Below are 26581 nucleotides of genomic sequence, written 5' to 3' on the forward strand. Positions count from 1 at the left end.
CATGAAGATTGCAATCGATCCCTATATGCATCGCCACCTCTCACTCGAAGAATTGCCCTCGAAAGTGGCTGAACTCGGATACGAGTGGATAGAGCTCAGCCCGCGGGCCGATTTTCTCGAGTGGTTCAAGGCGCCGCGCGTGTTTCCGGCCCGCGCCAAGGCATTCAAGAAAGCGCTTTCCGATGCCAATGTCGGCATTGCCTCGATCCTGCCGATGTACCGGTGGGCCTCGAACGATGAAAATGAGCGGCAAGCTGCCGTCAAGCACTGGAAGCGCGCCATCGAGATCAGCGTCGAGCTCGGCGTCGACACGATGAACTCGGAATTCGGCCGCGGCCCCCACCCGGACAAGGGTTCGTGCTACTGCTGCCATACCGGTTCCATGATCGAGGCCTGCGAAGACGCCTGGTGGCGCTCGATGGAAGAGTTGGTGCCGATCTTTGAAAAGGAAGGCATAAATCTGCACGTCGAACCGCATCCCGAGGATTGGTGCGAAACCCTGCAGCCGGCGCTCGATATCATCAGGACGGTCAACTCGAAGAACGTCAAGTTCCTCTATTGCGCGCCGCATACCTTCTATTTTGGCGATGATACCAAGGCGATGCTCCGGGAAGCAATGGACGTGCTCGCCCATGTCCATGTCGGCGACACTTTCAATCACAAGGCCTCTTCGGGGCTTCGCTACATTCTCAACCCTCCGGGCACGCAGGCCAGGGTGCATCAGCACCTGAACATCGGCCAGGGCGAGGTTCCCTGGGAAGATTTCTTCAGCACGCTGGCGGAGATCGGGTTCGACGGCATCATGACCGCATGCGTTTTCGCCTGGGAGGACAAGGCCGACCACTCCGGCAAGTTCATGCGCGCCGAAATGCAGCGCTTCGTCGACAAGTACTGGACCGCGAAATAACGCGCGATGCAGCCAGGCGATTGGCGCGAGCGACCGCGACCGGGACTCTGCCCAGAACGCTTAAACATCACAGACATCATTCCTGGAAGGACAGAAGATGATCAACGGAGAAAGATCCATCGAGCACCCCCTGCGCTGGGGCATGGTCGGCGGGGGCCGCACCGGGCAGGTGGGCTACAAGCATAGAACCGGCGCCCAGCGGGACGGCACCTACCGGCTCATCTGCGGAGCCTTCGATCTCGACGCCGAGCGCGGACGCGACTTCGGCACGAAGATCGGCGTCGCTGCGGACAGATGCTATGGCGACTATAAGGAGCTGATCGCCAAAGAGGCCGGGCGTGAGGACGGAGTCGAAGTCGTCTCGATCGCCACGCCGAACTTCACCCACTACGAGATCACCAAGGCGTGCCTGGAAGCCGGCCTTCACGTGATCTGCGAAAAGCCGCTGTTTTTCACCGTCGCCGAATGCGACGAGGTCGCCCGGCTGGCGGAAGAGAAAGGCCTGATCGTCGGCGTCACCTACGGTTTCACCGGCCATCCGCTGGTTCATCAGATGGCGGCCATGGTCAAGAAGGGCATGCTCGGCGATATAAGAATCGTCGACATGCAATATTCCCACGGCTTCAACGCGGGCGACGATGTCGGCGCCGGCGAAGCCGTGAAATGGCGCACCAATCCCAAGACGGCTGGCCCGACCTTCGTTCTGGGCGATATCGGCACACACCTCTACTATCTCTCCGAAGTGGTGCTGCCGCATATGAAGATCGAAAAGCTGCTCTGCGACCGCAAGGCCTTCATTCCGACCCGTGCGCCGCTCGAAGACCATGCGACCGTTCTCATACATTACGACAACGGCGCCCGCGGCCGTCTTTGGGTGTCCTCGGTGAATGCCGGGAATATGGGTTCGCAGCGCTACCGTTTCGTCGGTTCCAAGGCCTCCGTCGAATGGTCCGATTCCCACCCCGACCAGCTGATTTACGAAGTACAGGGTGAACCGAACCGCACCTTGCATCACGGCATGCCCTACCTCGAAGAGGAAAGCCTCGCCTACGATCGCATGGGCGCGCTGCACACCGAAGGCCTGGGCGACAGCTGGGCGAACATCTACCTCTGGATCGCCCAGGCGATCGACGCAAAACGCCGCGGCGACGACGCCTTCCTCAAAGGCCATCATTATCCCGGCATCGAAGCCGGCACCGAAGGTGTGCGCTGGCTGGAAAACTGCGTTCGCTCGGCAGACGCAGGTTCGGCCTGGGTCGAGTTCAAGTGATCGATCAGGGGGCGCGTCGGATCTCCTCCATCCTCCTCCCAGGTGCGTCCCCAACCTCTCTTTTGGAAAGACAATGATATGAAACTATCGATCTGCACGGACGTGATGGGCGACCTTTCCTTTACTGACATGCTCGACAAATGCGTCAAACTTGGTGTCGAAGGTATCGAGATGACCGGCGGCGGCTGGTCGCGCGGGCCGCACTTCCGTGCGGACGAGCTGCTGGCCGACAGGGGCCTGCTCAAGACCAAGCTGAGGGAAATCGAAGCCCGCGGTCTGGAAATCGCCGCGCTGAATTGCTCGGCAAACCCGCTCGATCCGGGTGACATGGGCAAGCGCCACGGCAAGGAAATGGAAGACACCATCCGGCTCGCCGGCGAAATCGGCGTGAAGAAGATCGTCACCATGTCCGGACTGCCGGAAGCAGCACCCGGCGACATGGTTCCGAATTGGCTGGTCTACACGAAAAGCTGGCCGGAGGAGATGCCCGAGCGCGATCGCTACCAGTGGGAGGACCGCGCATTCCCACTCTGGCATGATCTCGTGAAGCTTGCCAAGGAAGTGGGCGTCGAGAAATATGCACTGGAAAACTTCTCGGCCATGCTCGTCTGGAACCCCGAGACTCTGTTCCGTCTGCGCAACGAAGTCGGCCCGACCGTCGGCATGAACCTCGACCCCAGTCACCTGTTCTGGAAAGGTGCCGACCCGATCGCCTCCGCCCGGGCGCTTGGAAACGCAATCCACCATTGCCATGGCAAGGACACGCGCATCGAACGCGGGCTTGCCGATGTCAACGGTCTCCTTGAACTCAAGGACGTCACGGACGTGGCCAACCGCACCTGGAACTACGTTGCCGTCGGTGCCGGACATGATCTGCAGTGGTGGAAGGAATTCTTCTCCGTCGTCCGCATGGTCGGCTACAATGATTGGATCAGCCTCGAGATGGAAGACTTCACCATGTCGACCGAGGCGGGCATCCAATCCTCCATCGATGCGCTGCAGGCAACAATCAGCCGCTGATGGCCAGGCGCGGGCGGTCGTTCGCCCGCGCTCCCTTGCATTGGTCGGTTCTTGTGAAGAGGCCGACGATGCCCAACCCGATCAGCATGACCGAATTCAATAATATTGCGAGGAAACCGACATGACCAAGACATTGGACGTGATCACGATCGGGCGAGCCGGCGTCGACCTCTATGGGGCACAGGTCGGAGGACGGCTGGAGGATATGGGATCCTTCGAAAAATATATTGGCGGCAGTCCGACCAACATTGCCTGCGGCACGGCGCGACTGGGCCTCAAGTCGGCACTGATCTCCCGGGTGGGCGATGAGCATATGGGCAGGTTCATCCGCGAGGAGCTTGCCCGGCATGGCGTCGATGGCAGGGGTGTCGTGACGGACCCCGAGCGGCTGACGGCACTCGTCATTCTCGGGATCCGGGACGAGGAACGTTTCCCGTTGATATTCTACCGGGAAAATTGCGCCGACATGGCGCTTTGCGAGAAGGATATAGACGAGGCTTTCGTTTCCAGCGCCCGTTCGGTGCTGGTGACCGGAACACACCTCTCCCATCCGCGCACGGAAGCGGCCGTGCTCAAGGCGCTCGGCTTTGCGCGCAAGCATGGCGCCAAGACGGCTCTCGACATCGACTATCGTCCAAACCTTTGGGGGGTGGCCGGCCATGGCGAGGGGGAAAGCCGCTATGTGGCAAGCGGGCAGGTGACCGAAAAGCTCCAGACGACGCTTCATCTGTTCGATCTGATCGTCGGGACCGAGGAAGAATTCCACATCGCCGGCGGGACGATCGATACCGTGGCGGCACTACGGGCCGTGCGCGCCGTGACTTCGGCAACGCTCGTCTGCAAACGCGGCGCCAAGGGAGCGGTCGCATTCGAAGATGCGATACCGGACAATCTGAACGAGGGCATTTCGGGCGAAGGTTTCCCGGTCGAAGTCTTCAACGTTCTCGGCGCTGGAGACGGCTTTTTCGCCGGGCTGCTGAAGGGCTGGCTTGACGGCGAGGATTGGCCGACCGCACTCAGATATGCCAATGCCTGTGGCGCTTTTGCAGTCTCCCGTCACGGCTGCACGCCGGCATATCCGTCACTTCAGGAGTTGAATTTCTTCCTCGAGCGCGGCATGACGCGTCCCGACCTGCGCAATGATCCCGAACTGGAGCAGATACATTGGTCGACCAACCGGCATGGCGACTGGTCCGAGATGCGAGTCTTCGCCTTCGATCACCGGATGCAGCTCGAAAGCATGGCGGGCTACACGCCGTCGAAGGGCGGCGCCTTCAAGGAGCTTTGCCTTGAAGCGGCACTCAAGGTGCAGAGCGGGCGTTCCGGCTACGGAATCCTCTGCGACGACCGGATCGGCCGACGCGCACTCCACGCCGCCTCCGGGACCGGCCTTTGGATCGGCAGACCCTGCGAGTGGCCGGGGTCTCGGCCGCTTAGCCTGGAGCCGTCGCTTGGTCCCGATTGCGGGGGGCTTTCGGAATGGGCGCGCGAGAACGTCGTCAAGGTGCTCTGCTTCTGCCACCCCGATGACGACGATGCGACCTGGGGCCGGCAGCTGGCGGAAGTGCGGCGACTTTACGTCGCGTCGCGCCGCAACAGGCTGGAATTCCTGCTCGAGGTCATCCCCTCCAAGGTCGCAAGCATCACCACGGACACAACCGCGACACTGATCCGCCGCTTCTATGCCGAAGGCATTTATCCCGACTGGTGGAAGCTGGAACCGATGGATGAGCCCGAAGCTTGGGCGCAGGTCTGTGCCGCCATCGAGGAAAACGATCGTCATACAAGAGGGATCGTGGTCCTCGGCCTGGATGCGCCGGAGGAGGTGTTAAAGGCGAGCTTCGAAGTTGCCGCGAGCTTCCCGCTCGTCAAGGGATTTGCCGTCGGCCGGACAATCTTCGGCTCCGTCGCCCGCGGCTGGTTCGAGGGCTCGATCAGGGATGAAGAGGCCGTCGAAGAGATGGCGAAACGATATTCCCGGCTTTGCACGGTCTGGGACGGCGCGCGGGCGCGCGTGCAGGAGGCAGCAGAATGATAACTATACGACTGACCGCCGCGCAGGCCATGATGAAATGGCTCTCGGTCCAGATGACCGAGGATGGCGAACGCTTCATCGAAGGCGTCTGGGCGATCTTCGGTCACGGCAACGTCGCCGGCGTCGGAGAGGCGCTGCATGGGATTGGCGATGCCCTTCCCACATGGCGCGGCCAGAATGAACAGACCATGGCGCATGCGGCGATCGCCTATGCGAAGACGCTGAAGCGTAGGCGCGCCCAGGCCGTGACATCCTCGATCGGCCCGGGCGCCACCAACATGGTCACGGCTTGCGCGCTTGCCCATGTCAACAGATTGCCTGTGCTGTTCATACCCGGCGATGTGTTCGCCAATCGCCGCCCCGAGCCGGTGTTGCAGCAGATCGAGGATATGAACGACGGAACCGTCAGCGCCAATGACTGCTTCCGGCCGGTCTCGGCTTATTTCGACCGGATCGCCCGCCCCGAGCATCTCCTGACCTGCCTGCCGCGAGCCTTGGCCGTCATGACCGATCCCGGCAGTTGCGGCCCGGTCACGCTGGCGTTCTGCCAGGATGTGCAGGCAGAACTCTACGACTACCCGGAAGCCTTTTTCGAACCGAAGGTGTGGCGCATCCGTCGTCTCGAACCGGATCCGCGGGAGGTCGAGGATCTCGCCGAGGCCATCCGGGCTGCGCGCAGGCCGGTCATCATATCAGGCGGCGGCGTCATCTATTCTGAGGCCGAGGCCGAGCTCGCCGCATTCGCGGAGAAGCACCATATCCCATTTGTCGAAACACAAGCCGGGAAGGGCGCCAACAGCTGGGAGCACCCGCTGAATTTCGGATCACCTGGTGTGACCGGATCGGCGTCAGCCAATGCGCTTTGCGCCGACGCGGACCTCGTGATCGGCATCGGCACGCGCTTCCAGGATTTCACGACAGGGAGTTGGGCGCTTTTCCGTAATCCCTCGCGCCGGCTCGCTTCGATCAACCTTGCCGGATATGACGCGACCAAGCATTCGGCACTGCCGTGCGTCGGCGATGCCAGGGTCACGCTGGCGCGTCTGTCCGCCGCGCTCGAGGCGTATCGCGGGCCTGGCGTCGATGCCGGGAGCAGGACCGATTGGCACCAAGCGGTCGAGCGCGTGACGGCGGCGCCGGAAGTGGACGGGCCTGGAAACGTGCCCACCGATGCGCAAGTCATCGGCGCCGTGCAGCGGGTGGCGACGGAAAACTCCGTGGTTATGTGCGCGGCCGGCACCATGCCGGGCGCACTGCAGGTGCTGTGGCACTCTGCCAAGGGCGGATACCACATGGAATATGGTTTCTCCTGCATGGGTTACGAAGTGGCGGGCGCCATGGGCATCAAGCTCGCACGCCCCGACAAGGAGGTCATCTGCTTCGTCGGCGACGGCTCCTACATGATGGCCAATTCGGAACTCGCTACCGCCGTCATGCGGCGGGTGCCGTTCACCATCGTTTTGACTGACAATCGCGGTTACGGCTGCATCAACCGTCTTCAGATCGAGTGCGGCGGCGCTGAGTTCAACAACATGTACAAGGACTGCAATGTCGATGTGCAGCCCGAGATCGACTTTGTCGCGCATGCCGCCTCGATGGGCGCCCATGCCGAAAAGATAGGGTCCATCGCCGAGCTCGAGGCACGTATCGTGGCGGCGCGGGAACGGAACATTCCGAGCGTTCTGGTGATCGACACCGATGCGGTTCCCGGGACCGAAGCAGGTGGCCATTGGTGGGATGTTGCCGTTCCGCAGGTCGGCGGCCCCGAGCGGCTCGAGCAGGCCCGCGCGCGTTACAACGAGAATGCCGCCAATCAACGCGTGTTTGATTGAAGGACAGGAACCTGGCTCTCAGCCTGGATGCTCCCACGACACGGCGGACGCCGGCGCTCAAAGATCGGTCTGGACACTATTATGGACACATGTTCTATAAAATGGACAGATTCGACGGGAGCACGCCATGCATCTTTCCATGTGGACTTACCCCTGGGACATCCAGGACCAGGGGCTGGCGGCACTCACCGCCGACCTTCGCGACCGTGCTGGCCTGACGACGGTCAGCCTGGCGACCTCCTATCATGCCGGCCGGTTCCTGCAGCCGCGCAGCCCGCAGCAGAAGGCATACTTTCCCGAGGACGGGACGGTCTATTTCCGGCCGGATGAAAGCCTCTGGCAGGACAAGCTGATCCGGCCGCTGATGGCGGGGAATGTCACCGAGCGCGGCGACATGCTGGAAGCCCTGGTCCGGGGACGCGACACGACCGGCCTCAAGGTCTCCTGCTGGACGGTCTGCCTGCACAATAGCCGTCTCGGCATGCTGCATCCCGATCACGTGACGCGGAATGCCTTCGGCAATGCCAACTATTACAATCTTTGCCCTTCCAGCCCGGCGGCGCGGGACTATGCCGTCACCCTCGTGCGCGACATCACGACGAACTACCGGCCCGACATGGTGGAGCTCGAGAGCCCGAACTTCATGGGATTCGCGCACGAATACCATCACGAGAAAGACGGCGTCGGCCTGAACGCCGAAGACGATTTCCTGCTGTCGCTCTGCTTCTGCGACCATTGCACGACGCGCGCCGAGAGGGCCGGCGTACCGGCCGAAGGTGCGCGTCGGTCGGTCGCGCGCTTCATCGCCGAACTCTGCGAACGGGCTGTCCCGGAACGGCAATTTCCCGACTTCCCGGCAGCCGGCATCGGGGCCTTCCGCGACCATCCTGACCTGCATGCCTATCTCTCATGGCGCAGCGAACCGGTGACCAGCCTGATCGGCGAGATCAAGGCGGCCGCCGATCCGGCGACGCGCATCGTGCTGATCGACCTGAAGGACGGCTGGCTCGGCGGGGTCGATCTCGCGGCGGTCGGCAAGCTCTGCGACGGGGCGATCCTCTGCTGCTACGATATGGCGCCGGACGCCGTCGGCGATGTCATCCGCACCGGCCGGGCGGCAATCGGGCCGGGAAAATTCCTCGGGGTGGGCCTGCGCGTCTTCTATCCCGAGGTCAGCGGGCCGGAGGTACTCGCCGCACGCGCCAAGGCCGCCGTCGATGCCGGCGCCGACGGCGTCAACTTCTACAATTACGGCCTGATCCCGGCCAAGCGTCTCGACTGGGTCAAGGCAGCGGTCGGCGCAGTCACTTGAGCAGATCGGCGCTTCTCAGGATGCGATAGGTTCGGCGACCTGGATCAGGCAGTCGCCGGCCTGGCTGTCGCAATGCAGCCGGTGGGAAATGACAATACCGCTCTCGGCAAAACGCAGCTCTTCCTCCGGCTGCTCCAGCCGTTCGAGATCATGATACCATCCGGCCAGGTCGCCGGCGGTAACGGTGGCGCCGAGAGCTGCGGCCGGCTCGAACCAGCCTCTGCGGTTGGCATAGATGCCCTGGCTGTGCCGGGACAGCGACAGCAGCTGCAACGGCCCGGGCTGGGCGAGCGGTACGCGTGACAGGACCGGACGTTCGACGATGCCGAGTGTGACGAGCAGCCGGTCGATCGCCGCCGCTGTGAAACCCATTGTCTCAGACGTCACGGTGCCGCCGCCGCCGAATTCGCCGGAAAGACCGATAGTTCCGGCCCTTGCCGCAGCCCCCATCGATGTCGGCGCGGTCGGCCCGTTATCGGCGATGAAGGCATGCGATGCGCCCATCGCCCGCATCAGCGAGACGGACCGCTCGAAGCGGGCGGCATCGGCCTGCCGCTCGATCAGCGTGCAGGGCAGGTGCGCCATCGAGGTGCCGCCCGAATGCAGGTCGAGCACAACGTCATGGCGCGGAAAGAGTTCGTGCTCGAGGAAATGTGCCATCCGCGCCGTCGGCGAGCCGGTGGGATTGCCGGGAAAGGCCCGGTTGAGATTGCCGCCGTCGAAGGGCGAGCAGCGTTTGGCCGCCATTACCGCCGGCAGGTTCGCCATCGGCAGGATGGTGACGGCGCCGCGGATGTCGGTGACCTCAAGCAGCCGCATCAGCCGGCCGAGTTGCAGTTCGCCCTCATATTCGTCGCCATGATTGCCGGCCATCAGCAGCAAGGACGGCCCCTTGCCATTCTGCAAGCGAAGGATCGGAATGCGGATCTGATAATAGGGCGAACGGTCGATCGAATAGGGAATGGCAAGGTGGCCGGCCTGCCGGCCCTCGCGCAAAAAGTCGATCGGATTGACGAGGCCGCTGTGCATGATGTCTCCAGTGCCGGCAGTTGCCGTGCCGTTACAGCGCCGCGACCGCGGTCATTTCGACGCGCAGATCCGGATCGGCGAGGCGTGCTTCGGTGCAGGCGCGAGCCGGCGGATTCTCGATGTCGATCCAATTGTCGTAGACGCCGTTCATCGCCTCGAAATCAGTAATCGCCGGCAGGAAGACGTCGACGGCGAGGAGGCGCGAGCGGTCGGTGCCGGCTTCCTTCAAAAGCGCGTCGATCTTGGCGAGCACATCGCGGGTCTGATCCTCGATGCCCGCCTTGCGATTTTCCGCGACCTGGCCGGCAATATAGACGAGACCACCATAGCTGACGGCTTGGCTCATACGCGAACCTTTCTGATAACGCTGGATCATAAGCGGGTTTTCCTTTTCTTGCTTTTGGAGGGAGAGGTCAGCCGAAGCTTGTGAGATAGGCCGCCGTCACCACATGGTCCGGGTCGAGGCCGTAGAGGATGGCATGCCGGTCGAGGCAGGTGCAGGGATGCGAGATGCCGTATTCGATGATGTCGCCGACGCAAACGTCGCTACCCTCGGCAAGGGCGACGAAGGCGTGCTGATCGTTGAGGCGGAAAACTTCAGCACCCCCGAGGTCGGCAAAATGCGCACCGTTGCGATAGAGCGCTAAGGGCCGCGGCAGGCCCTGGTCCATCGCTACGTCGCGCATGCCCATGCCTGAGATCGCAAGCCGCGGCTCCGGCCGGGAGAGGACCTCGGCCCAGACCCGCAGCGCCGGCCGGAAACCGGCCGCCGCCGAAACCGTCTTGCCGCCGATGCGCAAGCCCTCGCGCGCATCGAGGCCGGCAAGACCGCGCTCGTAGATACCGTGATCGTGGAAAAAGATCGCGCCGCTGCGCAGCACCAGCCGGCAGGCGGGATCGGCCGCGACGGCAGGTGAAAGCCGCGCCGCCACGACGTCGAAAAACACCGAACCGCCCGCCGTAACGAGAAGCGGCCGCTCCTGGCCGATGTGGGCACGCACCTTCGGCAGGAAATCTGATGTCATCGCCATCAAAGCGTCGATGCGAAGCATCGTCTCTTCCGCGTCACCGGTTGCGGCCGCACCCTCATAGGCGGCGATGCCGGTCAGCCGGAAGGCCGGCGTCTCCACCGCCAGGATCGCGTCGAGAATTGCCGCCGCGGTTTCGGCGCTGCGAATACCGGCGCGGCCGGCACCGAATTCCAGCAGCAGGCCGAGAGGCGGCAAATACCGGCGCTCCTGCCATGCGGACCGAAGCGCCTCGACGAGCGCCGTCGAATCCACGAAGACATGCAGTTCCGCATCGGGATAATGGCCAAGCAAGGCCGCAAGCCGGCGGGCGGCGGCGATCCCGCCGATCTCGTTGGCAAGGATCAGCCGGCGCTGCCCCGCCTTGAGCAGGACGGCGGCCTGGCGGATATCGGCGACGGTCGTGCCCCAGGCGCCGGCCGTTAGAAGCGCATCCGACAGCGCCGTAGACATCGGGGTCTTGGCGTGCGGGGCGATTTCGGCGCCAAGGCTTTTCACATAGGCCATCATCAGTTCGACATTGCCGGCGAAGGCCTGCCGGTCGAGCGAGATCAGCGGCAGGGCCATCCGGCCGTCATAAGGTCTCCATCCCTGTTGGCCGATCTCCGCAAGCTGCAGCGGCGGATGGCCTGGCGGAAAGCCGCGCACCCGCTCGTCGATCAGCCCATTTTCCGCTACGGCATGAAGGTCAGACATGGCGGCCTTTCCCGATCTCGGCCGGATCGGCCAAACCGAGGCGATAGGTGTCGTTGGCGGTGGCAAAGAACAAGGCGCGCTGCTCGTCGTAAGAGAGCTCAGCGACGACCGTGCGGAAGGTCTGATAGACCTCGTCGAAAGAGGCGTGCAGGCCCGCGACCGGAAAGTCGCTGGCAAACATTGCGCGGGCCGGGCCGAAACAATCGAGGCAATGCTCGATCACCGGCCGTAGGCTTTCGAGCGTCCACGCATGGTCATAGGCGACGAGATCGGAAATCTTCACGCGCACGTTGGGCGCGCCGCCCAGCGCCCGCAGGCCGCGGTGCCAGAGCGCCATGCCGTCCTTCGTCCGGTCGGCAGGACTGCCGCCGTGGTTGATGACGAAAAGCGTTTCGGGAAAGGCCTGCACCAGATCGAGCGCCTCGGCCATCTGCCAGGGATAGAGCATCAGGTCGAAGACCAGCCCGAGCCGCGTGGCATGGGCAAGCCCCGCGCGCCAGGCGGGATCGCCCATGCGATCCGGGCGCGGCGCAAAACGCTTCGCCGCATCGGGATGCCAGCTCAGAATATCGCGGATGCCGACGACGTTGGGGTTTTCCGCTTCCGCTTCGAGCAGGCGCAAAGCGTCCGGCCCGTCGAGGGGAACCCGGGCTATATAACGGCGCGCCACGCCGGAGCTGCGGTCGAGGCCATCCAGCCAGCGGCTCTCTTCCAGCGGGTAGGCAACGGACCAGCCGGCCTCCACATGCACTGACGCGACAATGCTCTGGCGGGCAGCATCGGCGCGATAATCGTCGATGCCATAATCGCGCAGGATCGGCGCCAGGCTGCCGAACACCATCTCCTCGCCGGAGGCCCGCGCCTTCTGAAGCCAGGGATGACGTTCCAACTTGAGGTCCCAGAGGTGATGGTGCGGGTCGATCACCGGCCCGTCATAGCGCTGCTTCATCGGCGCGCCTCGCGGCCGGAAACCAGCAGCAGGGCGAGGATCAGCGTGCCGAACATGATCGACCGCCAGCCCGGCGAGGCGTTGACGACGGTGATCAGCGCCGTCGTCGTCACGAGCAGGATCGCCCCCGGAATGGTTCCCGCATAGGTGCCGCGGCCGCCGAGGATGGAGGTGCCGCCGAGCACCACCGCCGCGATCGAGGTCAGCAGATAGGGATCGCCGATGCCGACATAGCCTTGCCGGTTCATGCCGAGCACGAGAATGCCGGCAAGACCGGCGAAAAAGCCCGATAGGGTATGAGCAATCAGCGTGTTGCGGGTGACGCTGACGCCGGAGAGCCGGGCCGCCAGCGGATTCGCCCCAAGCGCCAGGAAACGGGCGCCGATCGGCATGCGGTGGACGAGCAGCAGGACGACGATTGCGACGACGAGCCACAGAATGATGCCCGAGGGAATGCCGAGCGGCCGCGCCTGTCCGAGCAGAATGACCGCCGGATTGCTGACGGTAACGGCGCTGCCGCCGGCGACCATGACGAGCAAGCCCTGCAGGAAGGTCGCCATGGCAAGCGTCATGATGATCGGCGGCACACGGAGATAGGCGGCTCCCGCGCCGTTCATCAGACCGATGCCGGTGGCAATAGCAAGCGCCGCCGCGATGCCGGCGAGACCGGTCGGATCCCAGGCCGGCGAGATTAACGGCAGCAGAATCGCCGTGACGGTGATCACAGCGCCGACCGACAGATCGATGCCGCCCATCAGGATGACGAGCGTTTGCCCGGCAGCAACGATACCGATCACGGCGGCGAGTTCGAGCAGGTAGCGCAGGTGGCCATAGGCGCCGAAACCGCGCAGCGTCATGCTTGCGACGATCCAGACGAGCGCGACCAGAAGCAACGTCAGGAGCGGCAGATTGCGGAACGCGGACCTGATCACATTCATCGCCTTGCCCTCCGTTGCCCGAGAAGTTCCGGAACGGCGACCGCGCCGACGATGATCAGCCCCTGCGCGACATATTGCGCGACCGGCGGGAAGCCGAGAAAGAACATGACGTTGATCATGACAGAGAGCAGCAGGCTGCCGCAGATCGCCCCACGCATCGTGCCCTTGCCGCCGAGGAAACCCACGCCGCCGAGCACGGCGGCGGCGATCGAATTCAGCGTAAAGGGCGTGCCGATCACCGGATCACCCGAACCGGTTTGCGCCGCGACGAACAAACCGGTCAGCGTTGCAAGCAAACCGGAGAGTGCGAAGGCTGCGACCTTCACCCGTTCGACCGAAACGCCGGAGCGGAACGCGCCGACCGGATTGTCACCGGCCGCGTAGATGCCGAGGCCGAGCGGCGTGGCGAGAAAGACCTTCCAGAGCACGAGGATGACGACGAGCAGCAGGAAGGCGACGGGGGTGTGGCCCGCCAGCACCGTCGACAGCCAGTCCGGAATGAACCCGCCCGGCCGCGGCAGCAGGATGAGTGCCACCCCGCCGATGATGAAAGAGCCGGCAAGCGTGACGATGATCGCAGGCAGCCTGAGATACGTGACGATGGCGCCGATGACGGCACCGATCGAAAGACCGGCGAGCGCCACCGCGAGAATGCCGCCCGGCACGTCGAGCGCCCCTTGCATCGTCGTCGCGGCAATCACCGCACCAAGACTGACAAGCGGGCCGATCGCCAGGGTGATGCCGCCGTTCAGCATCAGCAGCGCCTGCGCCATGGTGACGAGCGCCAGCGGGAACCAGTTCTGCGTGAACTTGGAGAAGCCGCCGATGGAAAGAATGCCGGGAAAGAGCAGCGCATAGAGGACGAGAAAGGCGGCGACGACCAGATAGAGGCCGGCAAGGCCGCGATTGCGGCGGAGCTGGATCGAACCGTAGAGCCGGGATGACGAAATCGTGCTCATGCCGCCTCTCCCTGGGTCGCGGCGGCAACGCCCATGGCCGCGCCGACGATCGCCCCTTCGCTGATTGCATCCTGCGATAGTGTTGCCGCGACGCGCCCCTCGCGCAGAACCACGACGCGGTCGCAGAGATGCACGAGTTCCGGCGTATCGGAACTGGCAAGAAGGACCAGCCGCCCCTCGGCGGCGAAAGCGCGGAGCATGAGATAGATTTCCCGCTTGGTCTCGATGTCGACGCCGCGGGTGGGATCGTTGAGCAGCAGAACGGTTGGGTCGAGCGGCAGCCATTTGGCGAGCGCCACCTTCTGCTGATTGCCGCCGGACAGCGCCTGCACCGGGCGGGCCGTGTCGCCCTTGATCGTCAGCCGGCGCGCGAGATCGGCGATCAGGCCGTTTTCCGCCGGCCGGTCGCGTAAGCCCTTGCGGGCGAGCCGGCCGAGCGAGGGCAGGATGAGATTGGAGGCGATGGAGTGGGGCAGCACCAGCCCCTCGTGCTTGCGGTCGGCCGGGACATAGACAATACCGGCGGCATTCGCCTCGCCGACATCGGCGGGCAGGGCGGGTTTGCCGGATACTTCTGCCCGACCGGCGGAGGCCGGAATCGCGCCGTAAAGGCCGAGCAGCAGGTCTTCCTGCCCCTGTCCCACGAGCCCGCCGATGCCGACGACCTCGCCGGCGCGGGCGGAGAAACCGATATCTAGTACCATGCCGGCGGAAAAACCTTCGACGCTGATGCGTGTTTCGCCGGGCTTGGCGGCGGCGCGCGGCGGGAACAGGTCGCCGGTCTCGCGGCCGACCATCAGGCGCACCAGCCCTTCGCCGTCGATGCCGGAGAGCGACTGGTCGGCGGTGACCAGGCCGTCCTTCAGCACCGTGACATGCGAACAGAGCGCCTGCACCTCGTTGAGGCGGTGGGAAATATAGAGAAGGGCGACGCCGCGCGCCTTCAGCGTCTCGATGAGGCGGCCAAGGATGCCGGCTTCGTGGGCGGAGAGCGACGAGGTCGGCTCGTCCAGGATCAGCACGCGCGGCTTGCGAAACAGCGCCTTGGCGATCTCGACCATCTGGCGGCGGCCGAGCGCGAGATCGGCGACCGGCATGTCGAGCGGTTCGGTGAGCCCGACCATGTCGCAGGCCTCTCGCACGCCGCGATGAAGCGCTTTGTAGTCGATGAGGCCGAACCGGCGCGGAAAGGCGCCGAGCCCGATGTTTTCGGCAATCGACAGACTGGCCGTCAGGCTCAGCTCCTGCTGAACCACCGCGATGCCGGCTGCACGCGCCGCCGCCGGGCTGAAGCGCCCGACGGGCCTGCCGTCGACCAGGATGGAGCCGCCGTCCGGCTGGAGGGCGCCGGCCAGGAGGTTGATCAGCGTCGACTTGCCGGCGCCGTTTTCACCGAGCAGGGCATGAACCCTGCCCGGCAGAAGGGCGATGTCGACGCCCTTCAAAACGGGATTGCCGAAAAATCCCCTGAACACCTGCCGGGCTTCCAGCAGGGGCCGTTCTTCCGTCATGACGGTTTCCTCAACCCGGGATTACTTGGTGGCAAGCAGCTTGTCGAAGAGCGCCTGATCGTAATCCGAGTAGATATAGCCGTCAGCCGGGAACTTGTCGGCGCGAGCGAGATAGCTGCCGATCGTGCTGTCGTCGATGACGGGCAGCGGCACCTTGACGAAAGCGGGCACGTCCTTGCCTTGCAGCGCCTGCACGGCGGTATAGACGGAAAGCGCGCCGAGCCAGTTGGGCTGCATGGTCGCCCAGCCCTTCAGGCCCTTCTCCTTCCAGAGCTCCAGGAACTGCCTTGCGTTTTCACCAGTCGTCGGCACCTGGTCGCGGCCCTGGCGCTCGAAGGCGAGGACGGAACCGGCCGACAGCGCGCCGCCGAGCGACAGCACGCCGTCAATTTCGGGATTGGCGAAGAGCAGGCTGGTCATCGCTTCCTGCGCCGGCGCGACGTTATATTCCGTGTTTGTCTCGGTGATCACCTGGAGACCCGGATTGGCATCGAGGACCGGCTGGGCGCCCTTGCGGCGATCGTCGCTCACCGAAATGCCGGCCGGGCCGTTCATGATGATGATCTTGCCCTTGCCGCCAAGCTGGCTGACCATCCACTTGGCAGCGGTCGAGCCCCATTCGTTGGAATCGGTATTGATCTTCGCCGTCACCTTGTCGGTGTTGACAAGGCTGTCGAAATTCACGACGGCGATGCCCTTGTCGCAGGCATCCGATATGACGCGGTCGAGCGCGTTGGAGGAGCCGGCGATGACGACAATGGCGTCGACATTGGCGTCGATCATCGACTGGATATGCTGGATCTGCGTCTGGGCGTTGCCCTGCGCGTCCGTGATCATCAAGTCCTTCACCAGGCCGGCCTTTTTCAGCTCCTCCACTTCGGCGGTGATGGTGCCTTCGGTCTGCTTCATCCAGGTCGGCACCGAATAGATGTTCGCCCAGCCGATCGTATAAGGCGCTTTCCTGTCGCCCTTGATGCAATTGGCGGCGGCCGAGGCCGTGCCTGTGGAAAAGACGAGGAGGGCAGTTGCAGCGGCTGCGCCCGCGAGAAGGCGGCGGCGCAGCGAAGCGGAAATACTGTTTTCAAAATTCTTCATGTCGATCCCCTTTTTTGTGCGGCAGCCTTGACGGCTGGCCATCAATGTCCAATATAACAGACATCTGATCTGTATACCGGACGAGACGATCTTATGCCGATTTTTCCGCCTCGCAAGAGGGATGAAAAAAATTTTCGTTTGCTGGGAATGACGGGTCGGTTGACAGATGCGACAGAGGATTTGAAAAGCTTGGCCGAACAGAAATTGGGATCGACAGCAATGGATGCAGTTCAGGACGAAGCAGCCGGCAAACGCGCCCGTGGGCTCGACCGCGCTTTCGAGATCCTCGATTTCCTGCGCCAGAAACGGCAGGCCCTGAAGCCGAACGAAATCGCCGCGCAGATCGGCGCGCCGCGCTCGTCGGTGTACGAACTCGTCAATCTGCTGCTGAGCAACGGCATTCTCGAATTCACCGGCGGCGAGGGGCGGGTCTATCTCGGCCGCAAGCTCTATTTCCTCGGCGCGGCTTACGAGAACCATTTCGATTTCACCCGCGAATGCGAGGCGACGTTGGAACAGCTTGCCGACGAGACGCGGGAGACGGCGCAGTTCTGCATGCTGGATGGAAACCGGTACACCGTCGTGCGCATGCGCGAAGGCGCACGACCCTTCCGCATTTCGACGGATGTCGGCCAGTCGGTGCCGATCCCGTGGACGGCGTCGGGCCGCCTGCTCGTCGCGCATCTGTCCGATCAGGACATCCTGAACTTCATTCCGCCGCAGGATTTTCGCCTGCCGGGGGGTGAATGGCTCGAGCCGCAAACCTTCATCGCCGAGGTACGCCAGGCCGAGCGTGAAGGTCTCTTCACCTTCAACAGCATCGTCGACAGTTTCACCCACTGTTTTGCCGTGCCGGTGCGCGGCGAGGAAGGTCACGCCGCCGCAACGCTTTGCCTCGTCACGCCGCGCGACGACGGCATCGCCAACCGCGACCGCTACCTCGACTGCCTGAAGAAGGCCGCCGCCGGCCTGGAGCATGCCCCGGCCCGGCCAAAACGAGGCTGAAGCCTGAGCACATCAGAATACGGATATCCATCGCTGCGGACATTCGTGCGAGGGGACCGCAGGGACCTCCTTATCGCTGCCTCAGGCGGCTCCTTGTCACGACTGTAGAATGCCGTCTATCGGCCTGCCCCTATAATTCGAGGGGCGGCGGCCTCGATCGTTCAATTTCGAGTTTCACGCCAATCCGGGAAATCTATTCACTCTTCTTCCGAAACTATGAAATTAAGTTTCTCTATAAAATTTATGGAGAACGTATTTTAACAGTCCAACAGCCCATTTTATACTTGGCCTTGGGGAAGACCGAGCTGTTGACGGCAAACGGAGAGGACGCGACATGACACGGAAAATCAGGCTTGGGGCATTTCTTCCCGGTGGCGGGCAGCATGTTGCCTCATGGCGCCATCCCGACCAACCGGCCGATGGCGCCACCAGTTTCGAGTTTCACAAGCAGCTGGCGCTGACAGCCGAGCGTGGTCTCTTCGATGCTTATTTTCTGGCCGATGGGCTGGCTGTCGGGTTCGGCGGGGCGCGCGAAGGCGGCAATGCCCGCGTGGCCGGATTCGAGCCTGTCACATTGTTCTCCGCCCTTGCGCCTTTCACCACGCATCTCGGCTTTATCGCCACATCCTCGACCACCTACGAAGAGCCTTACACGACGGCCCGCAAATTCGCTTCGCTGGATTTGATCTCCGCAGGCCGCGCCGGCTGGAACGTCGTGACCACGACGGGCGACCTGACGGCGCAGAACTTCAACCGCGACACCCAGCTTCCGCATGCCGACCGCTATCGCCGCGCTGCCGAGCATGTCGACGTCGTCCGCAAACTCTGGGAAAGCTTCGAGGACGACGCCTTCATCCGCGACAAGGAGTCGGGCGTCTTCTTCGATCCGGCGAAGCTGCACGACACCGACCACCGCGGCGAACATTTCAGCGTGCGCGGTCCGCTCAACGTCTCACGCTCGCCCCAGGGACATCCCGTCATCGTCCAGGCCGGTCAGTCCGAGGACGGACGCGGGCTTGCCGCCGCAACGGCCGAAGTCATCTTCACCGCTCACCAGCATCTCGAAACCGCCCAGGAGTTCTACCGGGATATCAAGGCGCGCGCCCGCGGCCTCGGCCGTAACCCCGATCACATCCTGGTCATGCCCGGCGTTTCCGCCTTCGTCGGCAGGACCGAAGCGGAGGCCCGCGAGAAATACGACCGGCTGACCTCGCTGATCGTCGAAGAGGACGGGATCGGCCTTCTCAACGGCCTGACCGGCGGCACGCTCGACCTGCACGGTTACGATCTCGACGGACCTCTTCCGCCAGCGCCGCCGACGGAAGGCATGAAGAGCCGCCAGGCCCTCATCCGCCAGATCGCCGATGAAAACAACTTCAGTATCCGCCAGCTCTATCAGTGGATCGCATCGGCCCGCGGCCACTACACCATCGTCGGCACGGCCGAACAGATCGCCGATACGCTGCAGACATGGTTCGAGAACGAAGCGGCCGACGGCTTCAACATCCTGCCGCCCTGGCTTCCGACGGCACTCGACGATTTCGTCGATCTCGTCATTCCGGAACTGCAGCGTCGCGGCCTGTTCCGCACGGCCTATGAGGGCAAGACGCTCCGGGAAAACCTCGGCCTGCCTTTCCCGATCAACCGGTTGGCGGCAGGACGTGACGCTCTCCAGGCAGCGGAGTGAGGAGCGATCCATGGCCTATGAAATCAACCAGACTCTGCCGAGAAGCTTCGGGCAGCTGAAAAACCGCGAAAGCAACGTTTCCGTCCTCGGCTCCCATGTGCGCGGCGTCCTCGCATCGCTTTTGCCGCGTTATGGCCTGCTCATCAGCTTCCTTGTGCTCTGGCAGGTGTCGAGCACCAGGGGCTGGGTCAATCCCGCCGTCTTCCCGCCCTTGAACGTGATCCTGTCCGCTCTCTGGACCAATCTTGCCAATGGCGCGCTGCTGGATGACATCGCCATCAGCCTGCAGCGATCGGGAACCGCCTTCGCCTTTGCCGTCGTGATCGGCATTCCGCTCGGCCTGTTCATGGGCCAGTTTCGCCTGGTTGAGCAGGCGCTGGATCCCATTCTGCAGCTCTTCCGCCAGACCTCGGCGCTGGCGCTCTATCCGGTCTTCATCCTGCTGCTCGGCCTCGGTGAAACGTCCAAGATCTTCGTGATCTTCTGGGCGACGCTGTTTCCGGTGCTGCTCGCCACGATCGGCGGCGTCAAGGAAGTCGATCAGAAACTCATCGAAATGGCGCGGACCTATGGTGCCGGAGCGCCGACCATCTTCCGCCGCGTCATCCTGCCGGCGTCGGTGCCCGCGATCTTCGTCGGCCTGCGTCTCTCGGCGACGACAGCGCTTCTGCTGCTGATTGCCGCCGAGATGATCGGCGCCAACAAGGGCATCGGCTTCCAGGTGATGAACGCCCAGTACAATTTCCAGATCCCGCTGATGTTTGGGGCGATCCTGCTGCTCGCCTTCCTCGGGCTTGCCGCCAATGCCTTGCTCGTTCTGCTGCAGCGCCGTCTCTGCCGCTGGTCTCAGCCGAGCCGCTGACCTGCTTTCATCGATTTTCCTCTTCCGAAAGGACACCACCATGACATTCCATCCCCGCCACCTCCTTCTGCCGGCCTTGATCGCTCTCGGTCTTGCCACACCGGCCGCAGCCACCGATACGGTGAAGCTGCGCTACCTCGCCAGCCAGGGTGGTCTTGCCGCCCATGAACTCGCCGCCGAACTCGGCTATTTCGACGGAACCGGCATCACGCTGGAGAATGTCGGCTATGCCCAGGGCGGCCCAGCCTCCCTCATCGCCCTGGCATCCGGTGATGTCGAGATCGGCAGTGCCGCCACCTCCGCTGTCCTGAATTCGATCATCGGCGGCAACGACTTCGTCGCCGCCTATCCGTCGAACGGCATCAATGACGAGGTGCAATCCACCTTCTACGTGCTGGAAGACAGCCCGATCAAGGGTATCAAGGACATCGTCGGCAAGAGCATCGCGGTCAATACGCTCGGTGCGCATCTCGACTATACCATCCGCGAGGCCTTGCATTCCGTTGACCTGCCGACCGACGCAGCCAATCAGATCGTCGTTCCCGGGCCGCAGCTCGAGCAGGTGCTGCGCTCCAAGCAGGTCGATATTGCCGCCTTCGGCTATTGGCAGACGACCTTCGAGGGTGCGGCCCTCAAGAATGGCGGTCTGCGCGCGATTTTCGACGATACCGACGTGCTCGGCGACATTGCCGGCGGCTTCGTGGTCCTGCGCCGCGACTTCATTCAGCAGCATCCGGAGGCTTCGAAGATTTTCGTCGAGCAGTCGGCCCGCGCTCTCGACTATGCCCGCGAGCACCCCGAGGAAACCAAGAAGATCCTGGCCAAGGCGCTCGGCGAGCGTGGCGAGAACGCTGATATCGCACAGTATTTCCGCGGCTACGGCGTACGCGCCGGCGGCCTCCCGGTCGAGCGCGACATCCAGTTCTGGATCGACGTCCTGGTTCGCGAAGGCAAGCTGAAGCAGGGCCAGCTGGCGGCCAAGGACATTCTCTTCACCGCCGACGCCAAGCCGGCAAGCAACTGAGGAACCCTAATGAGCGTCGCTGAGGATATTCGCCGCGGAGAGGTGACGATCCGTCACCTCTCCAAATCCTACACGCTGAACGGCAAACCGCTGCAGGTTCTGAAGGATATCAATCTCCATATCCGCTCCGGCGAAAGCCTCGCGATCGTCGGCGCCAGCGGCTCGGGCAAGACGACCTTGCTCAGGGTTCTGGCCGGGCTTGAGGATTCCGACACCGGAGAAGTCCTGGTCGACGGCAAGGCGATACGAGGTGTCGGTGCGGAGCGCGCCGTCATCTTCCAGGAACCGCGGCTTCTTCCCTGGCTGACTGTGCTCGACAACGTCGCCTTCGGTCTGGAAACGAGAGGCCTGTCCCGTGAGCAGGCGAGGGGACGCGCCCGTCACTATGTCAAGCTTGTCGGCCTGCAGCAATTCGAGACCGCCCATCCTCGGCAGCTCTCCGGCGGCATGGCCCAGCGCGTCGGCATCGCCCGGGCGCTTGCCGTTCAGCCGGAAATCCTGCTGCTCGACGAGCCGCTTGGCGCGCTCGATGCGATGACCAAGATCGGCATGCAGCAGGAACTCGCGCGGATCTGGCGCGATGAGGACGTGACGACCATTCTCGTCACCCACGATCTCGAGGAGGCGATTTATCTCGCCGACCGGATTCTGATCCTGCCGCGAGAAAAGGGAGCCGAGCCGCGTCTGATCGACATCGATCTGCCGCGCCCCCGCGACCGCAGCGCGCCGGAATTCGTCCGGCACCGCGAAGAGCTGCTGAACCTGTTCGGACTGCATTGAAGGCGGCAGCCTCCATTAGTTCCGCAGGCCGGAGACATTTCATCCGGCCCAGGGATCGATGAGTTCGATCCCAAAGCCCTCGAAATCCCTAGTGTTGCGCGTCGCGAGGCTGAGATCGTGAGCAACCGCCGTAGCCACGATCAGACCGTCCATCGACGACAGGCCGCGGCCGCTCCGTTTTGCATGTCCCATAAGGTCTCCCCAGGCCAGGGCAACCGGTTCGTCCACCGGGATGATGCGGCGCTCGATCGTTGCGTCAGGTCTTGGGCAAGCCATTCGGCCAGCGCCTCGCGTTTCCGTCCCACCTCCATCAGGGCAACGCCGCGCCGGATCTCTGCGACCGACACGATACTGATGAAGGAGCGATCCTCGTCGAGCTTGTCCAGCGGACGTAAGCAAGAAGGCGAAAATGTCTCAGAAGATGCCTCACTTGACCGATTGGCGGCTGCCCATCTATTCGAGATCGGCGAAGAGCTCGCGTGCAGAAGCCGAGGGCGCGCGTTACCCGGACCGCGAGGCACGGCAGCCGAGCACGATCGCTTCGCACAAGCGGCTAGGAGAATGAGCGCGAAGAGAATCCCGCCGCCGCTGAGACAGGAGGATTACCAGGCGCTCGCCGACCTCCGCTTCGCGCTTCGCCAGTTCATGGACTTCAGCGCCTCAGCCGCCCAGTCGGAAGGACTGCCCGTGCAGCAGCATCAGGCGCTGCTGGCGATCAAGGGACAACGCGGCGGCGAAGCGATGACCATCGGCATGCTGGCCGAACGGCTGATCATCGCGCCCCATACGGCGACCGAGTTCGTCGGACGACTGTCGGACGCCGGACTGGTCGAACGCCATGCCGACCCGGCCGACAGACGCCGTCAGACGCTCCTCCTGACCGAGAAGGCCGACGAGCTTCTGACGAGACTGAGCGCCGTCAATCTCTCGGAAATCCGGGTGATGGCGCCGAAATTGATCGAGCTTCTCCTCGAGCTGCAGAAGACGGCGCCGAAAGCGGAATGAACGAAGCCGCGGCGCAGCGGCTGAATGACGGGCTGGCCGCGGCGGTCGCGGAGCACCTCGACATCCACACCGTAAGTCTGGCCGATTAGCGACGGCGTCACGATCGACTGCGGATGACCGCTCGCCTTCATCGTGCCATCCGCGATCACCAGCAGGTTGTCTGCATATTGGCAGGCCAGATTGAGATCATGCAGCACGACCATCGTCACCAGCCATTGGCGTGCGTTTCACGGCGGACGAGATCGAGCAGGGCGATCTGGTGCTTCAGACCCGGGGCGCTGACAGGCTCGTCCAGCAGCATGACTTTCGGCGCGCGCATCGGCACCTGCGCAAACGGTGCCATCTGCCGTTGCCCGCCGCTGTCGGTGGGTGGCAGCGGCGGGATGACAACCGCCGCCAACCTGCCGCTTCAGCGTAAGAGCGTCTTGCTGAGGCGATGGATATGGGCAGCGCCGATACCGCAGCAGCCGCCGATGATCGTGGCACCGGCTTCGGCCCAGGAGCAGGCATAACGCGAATAGCTGTCGTCATTCAGATCGTCGCGGGTATCGTGCAGACCTTCATTGGCGGCCGCGTCGCCTGTTTCCCCTTCGAAGGCATTGGCATAGACGCCGATTTCGATCCGAGCGTCCGCCTTGCGGAACACACGCGCCGCCGTCTCGACGGCCGCCTGCATGACTTCAGGCTTGCTGCAATTGAACAGAAAGGCTTCGGCGCCTGATGAGATCGCCCAGGATGCCGCCGCCTCGACGCTTTCCCCGGAGCGAAGCTTCGGCTCGCTCCCCCCTATGGCCGCCTCGTCGTCCGCCAAGGTGAAGGAGATCCAGAACGGCTTGCCTGATGCCGCCACCGCCTCGCGGACGGCCTCGCCCTCGGTGATCAGGCTCAGCGTCTCGCCGAGCCATATGTCGACGAAGGGCGCGAGGTTTTCGACAAGCACCTTGAGATAATCCTGTACCCGCGAAGGCTGAAAATTCTGCGGTTCGTAGGAGCCGAAGACTGGCGGCAGCGAGCCGGCGACCAGCACTTTGCGATTGGTGACGGTATCGGCCGCCTCGCGCGCCAGTCGACCGGCAAGACGGACCAGCGCCGGCCCTTCCTTCCAAAACCGATCCTCGCCGATGTGAAAGGGCACGAGCGCATAGCTGTTCGTCGTAATGACCTCAGAGCCGGCGGCGATGAATTCCTTATGCACCTCGCGGACGATATCCGGCGCGTTGATCAGTGCCAGGGCCGACCATTCCGGTTGTTTCAGCTCGGCGCCCAACCGCAGCAGCTCGCGGCTCATACCGCCATCGAGAATTCGCGTTGTGCTCATGAGATAGTCTCCATTCATGCTTTCGCGCCGTCACCGGCGCCGGACTTTTCAAGACAATGTGGCGAGCTCCGTCGGCCTAGCGGCGAACCGGCACCTGCGCTTCGAGACCTCGAAAGACGCGGGCGATCACGGCGGTCAGGACGAGATAGAAGACGGTTACGACGAGCAGCGGTTCATAGACGAGCAGCGTGTCCTGCCGAACCTTGTTGGCCACGGCGTAGAGATCCATCACCGTCACCGTGAAGGCGAGCGGCGTCGCCTTCAGCTGCATGACGATCTCTCCGGCGATGGTCGGCAGAGCGATGCGGATGGCCCGCGGCAGCCAGATGCGGCGGGTCAACTTCCAGGGCGACAGGCCGAAGGCCCGGCCGGCTTCGAGCTCGCCCTTGGGAACAGCAAGCAGCGCGCCGCGCAACACCTCGGCCTCATAGGCTGCGTAGTTCAGGGTGAAACTGACGGCGGCAAAGAAGTAGCCCTCGCGTAGGATCGGCCAGAACAGGCTCTGGCGGATGCCGGGGATCAGGGGCAGCAGCGAGCCGACGCCGTAGTAGAGAAGCCAAAGCTGTATCAGCAGCGGCGTGCCGCGGAAGAAGTGCAGTAGCCGCGGGCGAGTAGCAGCGTCAGCCTGCCGCCGCTCACCTGCGCGAAGGCGAGACCGATGGCGATGATGAAGCCGAACACAACGGAAATGACAAGCAGCGACACCGTCTGCCAGGCGCCCGTCAGAAGCAGCGGCCAATAGGAAGAGATCCAGGTGAAACTCATGGGGCGCTTTCTTCAGGCAAGGCGCGGCTGTCCCCGCCGTACCCGTCCCTCGATCAGTTTGAAGACGACGTTGGAAGCAAGCGTGATGGCAAGGTAGAGAAGGGCCGAAGCCAGGAAAAACACGAAGTAGTGTTTGGTGCTCGCCCCGGCAAGCCGGGTGGCGAGCGCCAGTTCCTGGTAGCCGACGACGGCGACCAGCGCGCTGTCCTTGGTGATCGACATCCACAGATTGGCGAGCCCCGGCAGCGCGTTCGGCAAAAGCGCCGGCAGCAGGACGCGGCGGAACCGCAGCATCGGTCCCATGCCGAAGGCCTTGGCGGCCTCGATCTGGCCGAGGGGAATGGCGAGGATCGCGCCGCGCAACACCTCCGTCATATAGGCGCCCTGCACGAAGCCCAGCACCGCGACGGCCGCGACGAAACCGTTGACGTTGATTGGCGGCAGGTCGAAGGCCGCCAGGAGCCGGTTGAGGCCATCGGTGCCGGCATAATAGAGCCCGACGATCAGGATCAGCTCGGGAACGGCGCGGATCATCGTGGTATAGAGATCGAGCAGCAGGCGGAGCGGTCGATTGCCCGAAAGCTTTCCAAGTGCGCCGCCCGTGCCGAGCAGCAGGCCGATCGCGAAGGCGCAGGCCGAGATGGCGACCGTGGAGACCGCACCTGCCAGAAGAACGCCCCCCCATCCCGGAGGATAGGGAGACAGCAGGTCCAGAATGCCTTGTTGTGCGGTCGCCATCTCTAGGACTGCTTACTTCGCGCCGTAGATGTCGAAGTCGAAGTATTTCTTGGTGATGGCGTCATACTGGCCGTTGGCGCGAACCGCAGCGATCGCCGCATTGAGCTTGGCTTTCAGCTCGGTATCGTCCTTGCGCAGACCGCCCGAAACGCCGGCGCCGAGAATTTCCTTGTCGTCGGCGACATCGCCCATCTTGGCGCAGCAATCCTTGCCGCCGTCGCTTTTCAGGAACGCGTCGAGCGCCAGTGAATCGCCGAAGACATAGTCGATACGGCCGGAGGCCAAGTCCTGGAACGCCTCGTCGAGCGTCTGGTAGGTCTTTTCCTCGGCGGCGCCGGCAAAATACTTCTTGTAATATTCCGACTGGATCGTCGACACCTGGATGCCGATGGTCTTGCCCTTCACATCCTCGGCGGTGGCGCCCGGCTTCTGGTCCTTGGGACCGATCAAGGTGCTCGGCGTGTTGTAATATTTATCGGTGAAGTCGATCACCTTCGAGCGTTCCGCAGTGTTCGACATCGACGACCAGATCACGTCGAACTTCTTGCTCTGCAGTGCCGGAATGAGGCCATCCCAGGAAATGTCGATGATCGAGCATTTCTCCTTCATTTCCGCGCAGACGGCGTTCATGAGATCGATCTCCCAGCCCTGCCACTGGCCGGAAGCGTCCTTGGCGAAAAAGGGCGGATAGGATTCGTTCATGACGCCGAAACGGACTTCGGCCTGGGCGGTGACGGCCGAAAGCGCAAGTGCCGCGCCGGCAATAAGCATGGGGAGCAGTTTCATTCGCAGGATTCTCCTGGTTTGGGTTATCGA

23 protein-coding genes and 3 pseudogenes are annotated in these 26581 nt (G+C 63.4%); 12 read left to right on the plus strand and 14 right to left on the minus strand.

The features are described 5' to 3' along the window. The first annotated feature begins 1 nt into the window (after position 1). From QMO82_RS00535 to QMO82_RS00560, 6 genes are all read left to right on the plus strand, one after another. A complete protein-coding gene (locus QMO82_RS00535; RefSeq protein WP_183610289.1) occupies positions 2-907 on the plus strand; it encodes a sugar phosphate isomerase/epimerase family protein in 906 nt (301 codons plus the stop codon). A gap of 97 nt (positions 908-1004) precedes the next feature. Beyond that, positions 1005-2177, plus strand: a complete 1173-nt coding sequence (locus QMO82_RS00540) for a Gfo/Idh/MocA family protein (protein WP_183610290.1) — start codon at positions 1005-1007, stop codon at positions 2175-2177. 78 nt (positions 2178-2255) lie between these two features. After that, positions 2256-3197, plus strand: a complete 942-nt coding sequence (locus tag QMO82_RS00545; RefSeq protein WP_183610291.1) for a sugar phosphate isomerase/epimerase — start codon at positions 2256-2258, stop codon at positions 3195-3197. Between the two features lie 121 nt (positions 3198-3318). Then, on the plus strand, positions 3319-5232 hold the full coding sequence (iolC, locus tag QMO82_RS00550) for a 5-dehydro-2-deoxygluconokinase (protein ID WP_183610292.1): 1914 nt from the start codon (positions 3319-3321) through the stop codon (positions 5230-5232). After that, positions 5229-7064, plus strand: a complete 1836-nt coding sequence (gene iolD, locus QMO82_RS00555; RefSeq protein ID WP_183610293.1) for a 3D-(3,5/4)-trihydroxycyclohexane-1,2-dione acylhydrolase (decyclizing) — start codon at positions 5229-5231, stop codon at positions 7062-7064. Before iolC ends, iolD begins: the two co-directional genes overlap by 4 nt. Before the next feature lie 127 nt (positions 7065-7191). Beyond that, on the plus strand, positions 7192-8376 hold the full coding sequence (locus QMO82_RS00560) for a hypothetical protein (RefSeq protein ID WP_183610294.1): 1185 nt from the start codon (positions 7192-7194) through the stop codon (positions 8374-8376). Positions 8377-8391: 15 nt separating this feature from the next. Here QMO82_RS00560 and QMO82_RS00565 read toward each other — a convergent pair whose 3' ends face one another. Genes QMO82_RS00565 through QMO82_RS00600 form a run of 8 tightly spaced genes read right to left on the minus strand, consistent with a single transcriptional unit; the run spans position 8392 to position 16581 of the window. After that, complete coding sequence (locus QMO82_RS00565) at positions 8392-9405, minus strand: succinylglutamate desuccinylase/aspartoacylase family protein (protein ID WP_183610295.1); 1014 nt, start codon at positions 9403-9405, stop codon at positions 8392-8394. 31 nt (positions 9406-9436) lie between these two features. After that, positions 9437-9781, minus strand: coding sequence for a RidA family protein (locus QMO82_RS00570; RefSeq protein ID WP_183610296.1), 345 nt, complete (start codon positions 9779-9781; stop codon positions 9437-9439). A 37-nt stretch (positions 9782-9818) separates the two neighbouring features. After that, complete coding sequence (locus tag QMO82_RS00575) at positions 9819-11129, minus strand: alanine racemase (RefSeq protein ID WP_183610297.1); 1311 nt, start codon at positions 11127-11129, stop codon at positions 9819-9821. Further along, the gene (locus tag QMO82_RS00580) at positions 11122-12078 is read right to left on the minus strand and encodes an amidohydrolase (RefSeq protein ID WP_183610298.1); all 957 of its coding nucleotides are present in this window, start codon (positions 12076-12078) and stop codon (positions 11122-11124) included. The genes QMO82_RS00575 and QMO82_RS00580 overlap by 8 nt, the downstream gene beginning before the upstream one ends. Further along, a complete protein-coding gene (locus tag QMO82_RS00585) occupies positions 12075-13016 on the minus strand; it encodes an ABC transporter permease (protein ID WP_183610299.1) in 942 nt (313 codons plus the stop codon). Before QMO82_RS00585 ends, QMO82_RS00580 begins: the two co-directional genes overlap by 4 nt. Then, entirely contained in the window at positions 13013-13975 is a 963-nt protein-coding gene (locus QMO82_RS00590; RefSeq protein WP_183610300.1) for an ABC transporter permease, read from the minus strand. The genes QMO82_RS00585 and QMO82_RS00590 overlap by 4 nt, the downstream gene beginning before the upstream one ends. Continuing rightward, positions 13972-15486, minus strand: coding sequence for a sugar ABC transporter ATP-binding protein (locus tag QMO82_RS00595; protein WP_283196498.1), 1515 nt, complete (start codon positions 15484-15486; stop codon positions 13972-13974). The genes QMO82_RS00590 and QMO82_RS00595 overlap by 4 nt, the downstream gene beginning before the upstream one ends. 21 nt (positions 15487-15507) lie before the next feature. Then, entirely contained in the window at positions 15508-16581 is a 1074-nt protein-coding gene (locus QMO82_RS00600) for an ABC transporter substrate-binding protein (RefSeq protein WP_183610302.1), read from the minus strand. 219 nt (positions 16582-16800) lie between these two features. On the opposite strand from QMO82_RS00600, the gene QMO82_RS00605 reads away from it, so the two are divergent. From QMO82_RS00605 to QMO82_RS00625, 5 genes are all read left to right on the plus strand, one after another. After that, positions 16801-17586 carry an IclR family transcriptional regulator gene (locus QMO82_RS00605; protein WP_183610303.1) on the plus strand — a complete coding sequence of 262 codons (786 nt, stop codon included), beginning with the start codon at positions 16801-16803 and terminating at the stop codon, positions 17584-17586. A 334-nt stretch (positions 17587-17920) separates the two neighbouring features. Beyond that, positions 17921-19273: an LLM class flavin-dependent oxidoreductase gene (locus QMO82_RS00610; RefSeq protein WP_097620087.1), complete on the plus strand. Its 1353-nt coding sequence runs from the start codon at positions 17921-17923 to the stop codon at positions 19271-19273. 10 nt (positions 19274-19283) lie between these two features. After that, a complete protein-coding gene (locus QMO82_RS00615; protein ID WP_183610304.1) occupies positions 19284-20135 on the plus strand; it encodes an ABC transporter permease in 852 nt (283 codons plus the stop codon). A 40-nt stretch (positions 20136-20175) separates the two neighbouring features. Beyond that, the gene (locus QMO82_RS00620) at positions 20176-21159 is read left to right on the plus strand and encodes an ABC transporter substrate-binding protein (protein ID WP_183610305.1); all 984 of its coding nucleotides are present in this window, start codon (positions 20176-20178) and stop codon (positions 21157-21159) included. A gap of 9 nt (positions 21160-21168) precedes the next feature. Next, entirely contained in the window at positions 21169-21939 is a 771-nt protein-coding gene (locus QMO82_RS00625) for an ABC transporter ATP-binding protein (RefSeq protein WP_183610306.1), read from the plus strand. A gap of 39 nt (positions 21940-21978) precedes the next feature. Here QMO82_RS00625 and QMO82_RS00630 read toward each other — a convergent pair. Beyond that, positions 21979-22334 (minus strand): annotated as a pseudogene (locus QMO82_RS00630) (type II toxin-antitoxin system VapC family toxin); the annotation flags it as partial. Between the two features lie 166 nt (positions 22335-22500). On the opposite strand from QMO82_RS00630, the gene QMO82_RS00635 reads away from it, so the two are divergent. Continuing rightward, on the plus strand, positions 22501-22944 hold the full coding sequence (locus QMO82_RS00635) for a MarR family winged helix-turn-helix transcriptional regulator (RefSeq protein ID WP_183610307.1): 444 nt from the start codon (positions 22501-22503) through the stop codon (positions 22942-22944). Between the two features lie 17 nt (positions 22945-22961). Here the strand turns inward: QMO82_RS00635 and QMO82_RS00640 are convergent. The 5 genes and pseudogenes from QMO82_RS00640 to QMO82_RS00660 all read right to left on the minus strand — a co-directional run. Then, a pseudogene (locus QMO82_RS00640) lies at positions 22962-23305 on the minus strand (ABC transporter ATP-binding protein); the annotation flags it as partial. 48 nt (positions 23306-23353) lie between these two features. Then, positions 23354-24262 carry a homocysteine S-methyltransferase family protein gene (locus tag QMO82_RS00645; protein WP_183610308.1) on the minus strand — a complete coding sequence of 303 codons (909 nt, stop codon included), beginning with the start codon at positions 24260-24262 and terminating at the stop codon, positions 23354-23356. A gap of 76 nt (positions 24263-24338) precedes the next feature. Then, positions 24339-25027: pseudogene (locus QMO82_RS00650) on the minus strand (ABC transporter permease). Between the two features lie 12 nt (positions 25028-25039). Then, positions 25040-25765, minus strand: coding sequence for an ABC transporter permease (locus tag QMO82_RS00655; protein ID WP_183610309.1), 726 nt, complete (start codon positions 25763-25765; stop codon positions 25040-25042). A gap of 12 nt (positions 25766-25777) precedes the next feature. Beyond that, positions 25778-26551, minus strand: a complete 774-nt coding sequence (locus tag QMO82_RS00660) for a transporter substrate-binding domain-containing protein (RefSeq protein ID WP_183610310.1) — start codon at positions 26549-26551, stop codon at positions 25778-25780. Positions 26552-26581 lie beyond the last annotated feature (30 nt).

Source organism: Rhizobium sp. BT04 (genome assembly GCF_030053135.1).
Lineage (GTDB): Bacteria > Pseudomonadota > Alphaproteobacteria > Rhizobiales > Rhizobiaceae > Rhizobium > Rhizobium binxianense.

What these genes read in the sequence shown, in the direction of transcription:
- QMO82_RS00535 (WP_183610289.1), top strand. Translation starts at nt 2, where the DNA reads ATGAAGATTGCAATCGATCCCTATATGCATCGCCACCTCTCACTCGAA.
- QMO82_RS00540 (WP_183610290.1), top strand. Translation starts at nt 1,005, where the DNA reads ATGATCAACGGAGAAAGATCCATCGAGCACCCCCTGCGCTGGGGCATG.
- QMO82_RS00545 (WP_183610291.1), top strand. Translation starts at nt 2,256, where the DNA reads ATGAAACTATCGATCTGCACGGACGTGATGGGCGACCTTTCCTTTACT.
- iolC (WP_183610292.1), top strand. Translation starts at nt 3,319, where the DNA reads ATGACCAAGACATTGGACGTGATCACGATCGGGCGAGCCGGCGTCGAC.
- iolD (WP_183610293.1), top strand. Translation starts at nt 5,229, where the DNA reads ATGATAACTATACGACTGACCGCCGCGCAGGCCATGATGAAATGGCTC.
- QMO82_RS00560 (WP_183610294.1), top strand. Translation starts at nt 7,192, where the DNA reads ATGCATCTTTCCATGTGGACTTACCCCTGGGACATCCAGGACCAGGGG.
- QMO82_RS00565 (WP_183610295.1), bottom strand. Translation starts at nt 9,405, where the DNA reads ATGCACAGCGGCCTCGTCAATCCGATCGACTTTTTGCGCGAGGGCCGG.
- QMO82_RS00570 (WP_183610296.1), bottom strand. Translation starts at nt 9,781, where the DNA reads ATGATCCAGCGTTATCAGAAAGGTTCGCGTATGAGCCAAGCCGTCAGC.
- QMO82_RS00575 (WP_183610297.1), bottom strand. Translation starts at nt 11,129, where the DNA reads ATGTCTGACCTTCATGCCGTAGCGGAAAATGGGCTGATCGACGAGCGG.
- QMO82_RS00580 (WP_183610298.1), bottom strand. Translation starts at nt 12,078, where the DNA reads ATGAAGCAGCGCTATGACGGGCCGGTGATCGACCCGCACCATCACCTC.
- QMO82_RS00585 (WP_183610299.1), bottom strand. Translation starts at nt 13,016, where the DNA reads ATGAATGTGATCAGGTCCGCGTTCCGCAATCTGCCGCTCCTGACGTTG.
- QMO82_RS00590 (WP_183610300.1), bottom strand. Translation starts at nt 13,975, where the DNA reads ATGAGCACGATTTCGTCATCCCGGCTCTACGGTTCGATCCAGCTCCGC.
- QMO82_RS00595 (WP_283196498.1), bottom strand. Translation starts at nt 15,486, where the DNA reads ATGACGGAAGAACGGCCCCTGCTGGAAGCCCGGCAGGTGTTCAGGGGA.
- QMO82_RS00600 (WP_183610302.1), bottom strand. Translation starts at nt 16,581, where the DNA reads ATGAAGAATTTTGAAAACAGTATTTCCGCTTCGCTGCGCCGCCGCCTT.
- QMO82_RS00605 (WP_183610303.1), top strand. Translation starts at nt 16,801, where the DNA reads ATGGATGCAGTTCAGGACGAAGCAGCCGGCAAACGCGCCCGTGGGCTC.
- QMO82_RS00610 (WP_097620087.1), top strand. Translation starts at nt 17,921, where the DNA reads ATGACACGGAAAATCAGGCTTGGGGCATTTCTTCCCGGTGGCGGGCAG.
- QMO82_RS00615 (WP_183610304.1), top strand. Translation starts at nt 19,284, where the DNA reads ATGGCCTATGAAATCAACCAGACTCTGCCGAGAAGCTTCGGGCAGCTG.
- QMO82_RS00620 (WP_183610305.1), top strand. Translation starts at nt 20,176, where the DNA reads ATGACATTCCATCCCCGCCACCTCCTTCTGCCGGCCTTGATCGCTCTC.
- QMO82_RS00625 (WP_183610306.1), top strand. Translation starts at nt 21,169, where the DNA reads ATGAGCGTCGCTGAGGATATTCGCCGCGGAGAGGTGACGATCCGTCAC.
- QMO82_RS00635 (WP_183610307.1), top strand. Translation starts at nt 22,501, where the DNA reads ATGAGCGCGAAGAGAATCCCGCCGCCGCTGAGACAGGAGGATTACCAG.
- QMO82_RS00645 (WP_183610308.1), bottom strand. Translation starts at nt 24,262, where the DNA reads ATGAGCACAACGCGAATTCTCGATGGCGGTATGAGCCGCGAGCTGCTG.
- QMO82_RS00655 (WP_183610309.1), bottom strand. Translation starts at nt 25,765, where the DNA reads ATGGCGACCGCACAACAAGGCATTCTGGACCTGCTGTCTCCCTATCCT.
- QMO82_RS00660 (WP_183610310.1), bottom strand. Translation starts at nt 26,551, where the DNA reads ATGAAACTGCTCCCCATGCTTATTGCCGGCGCGGCACTTGCGCTTTCG.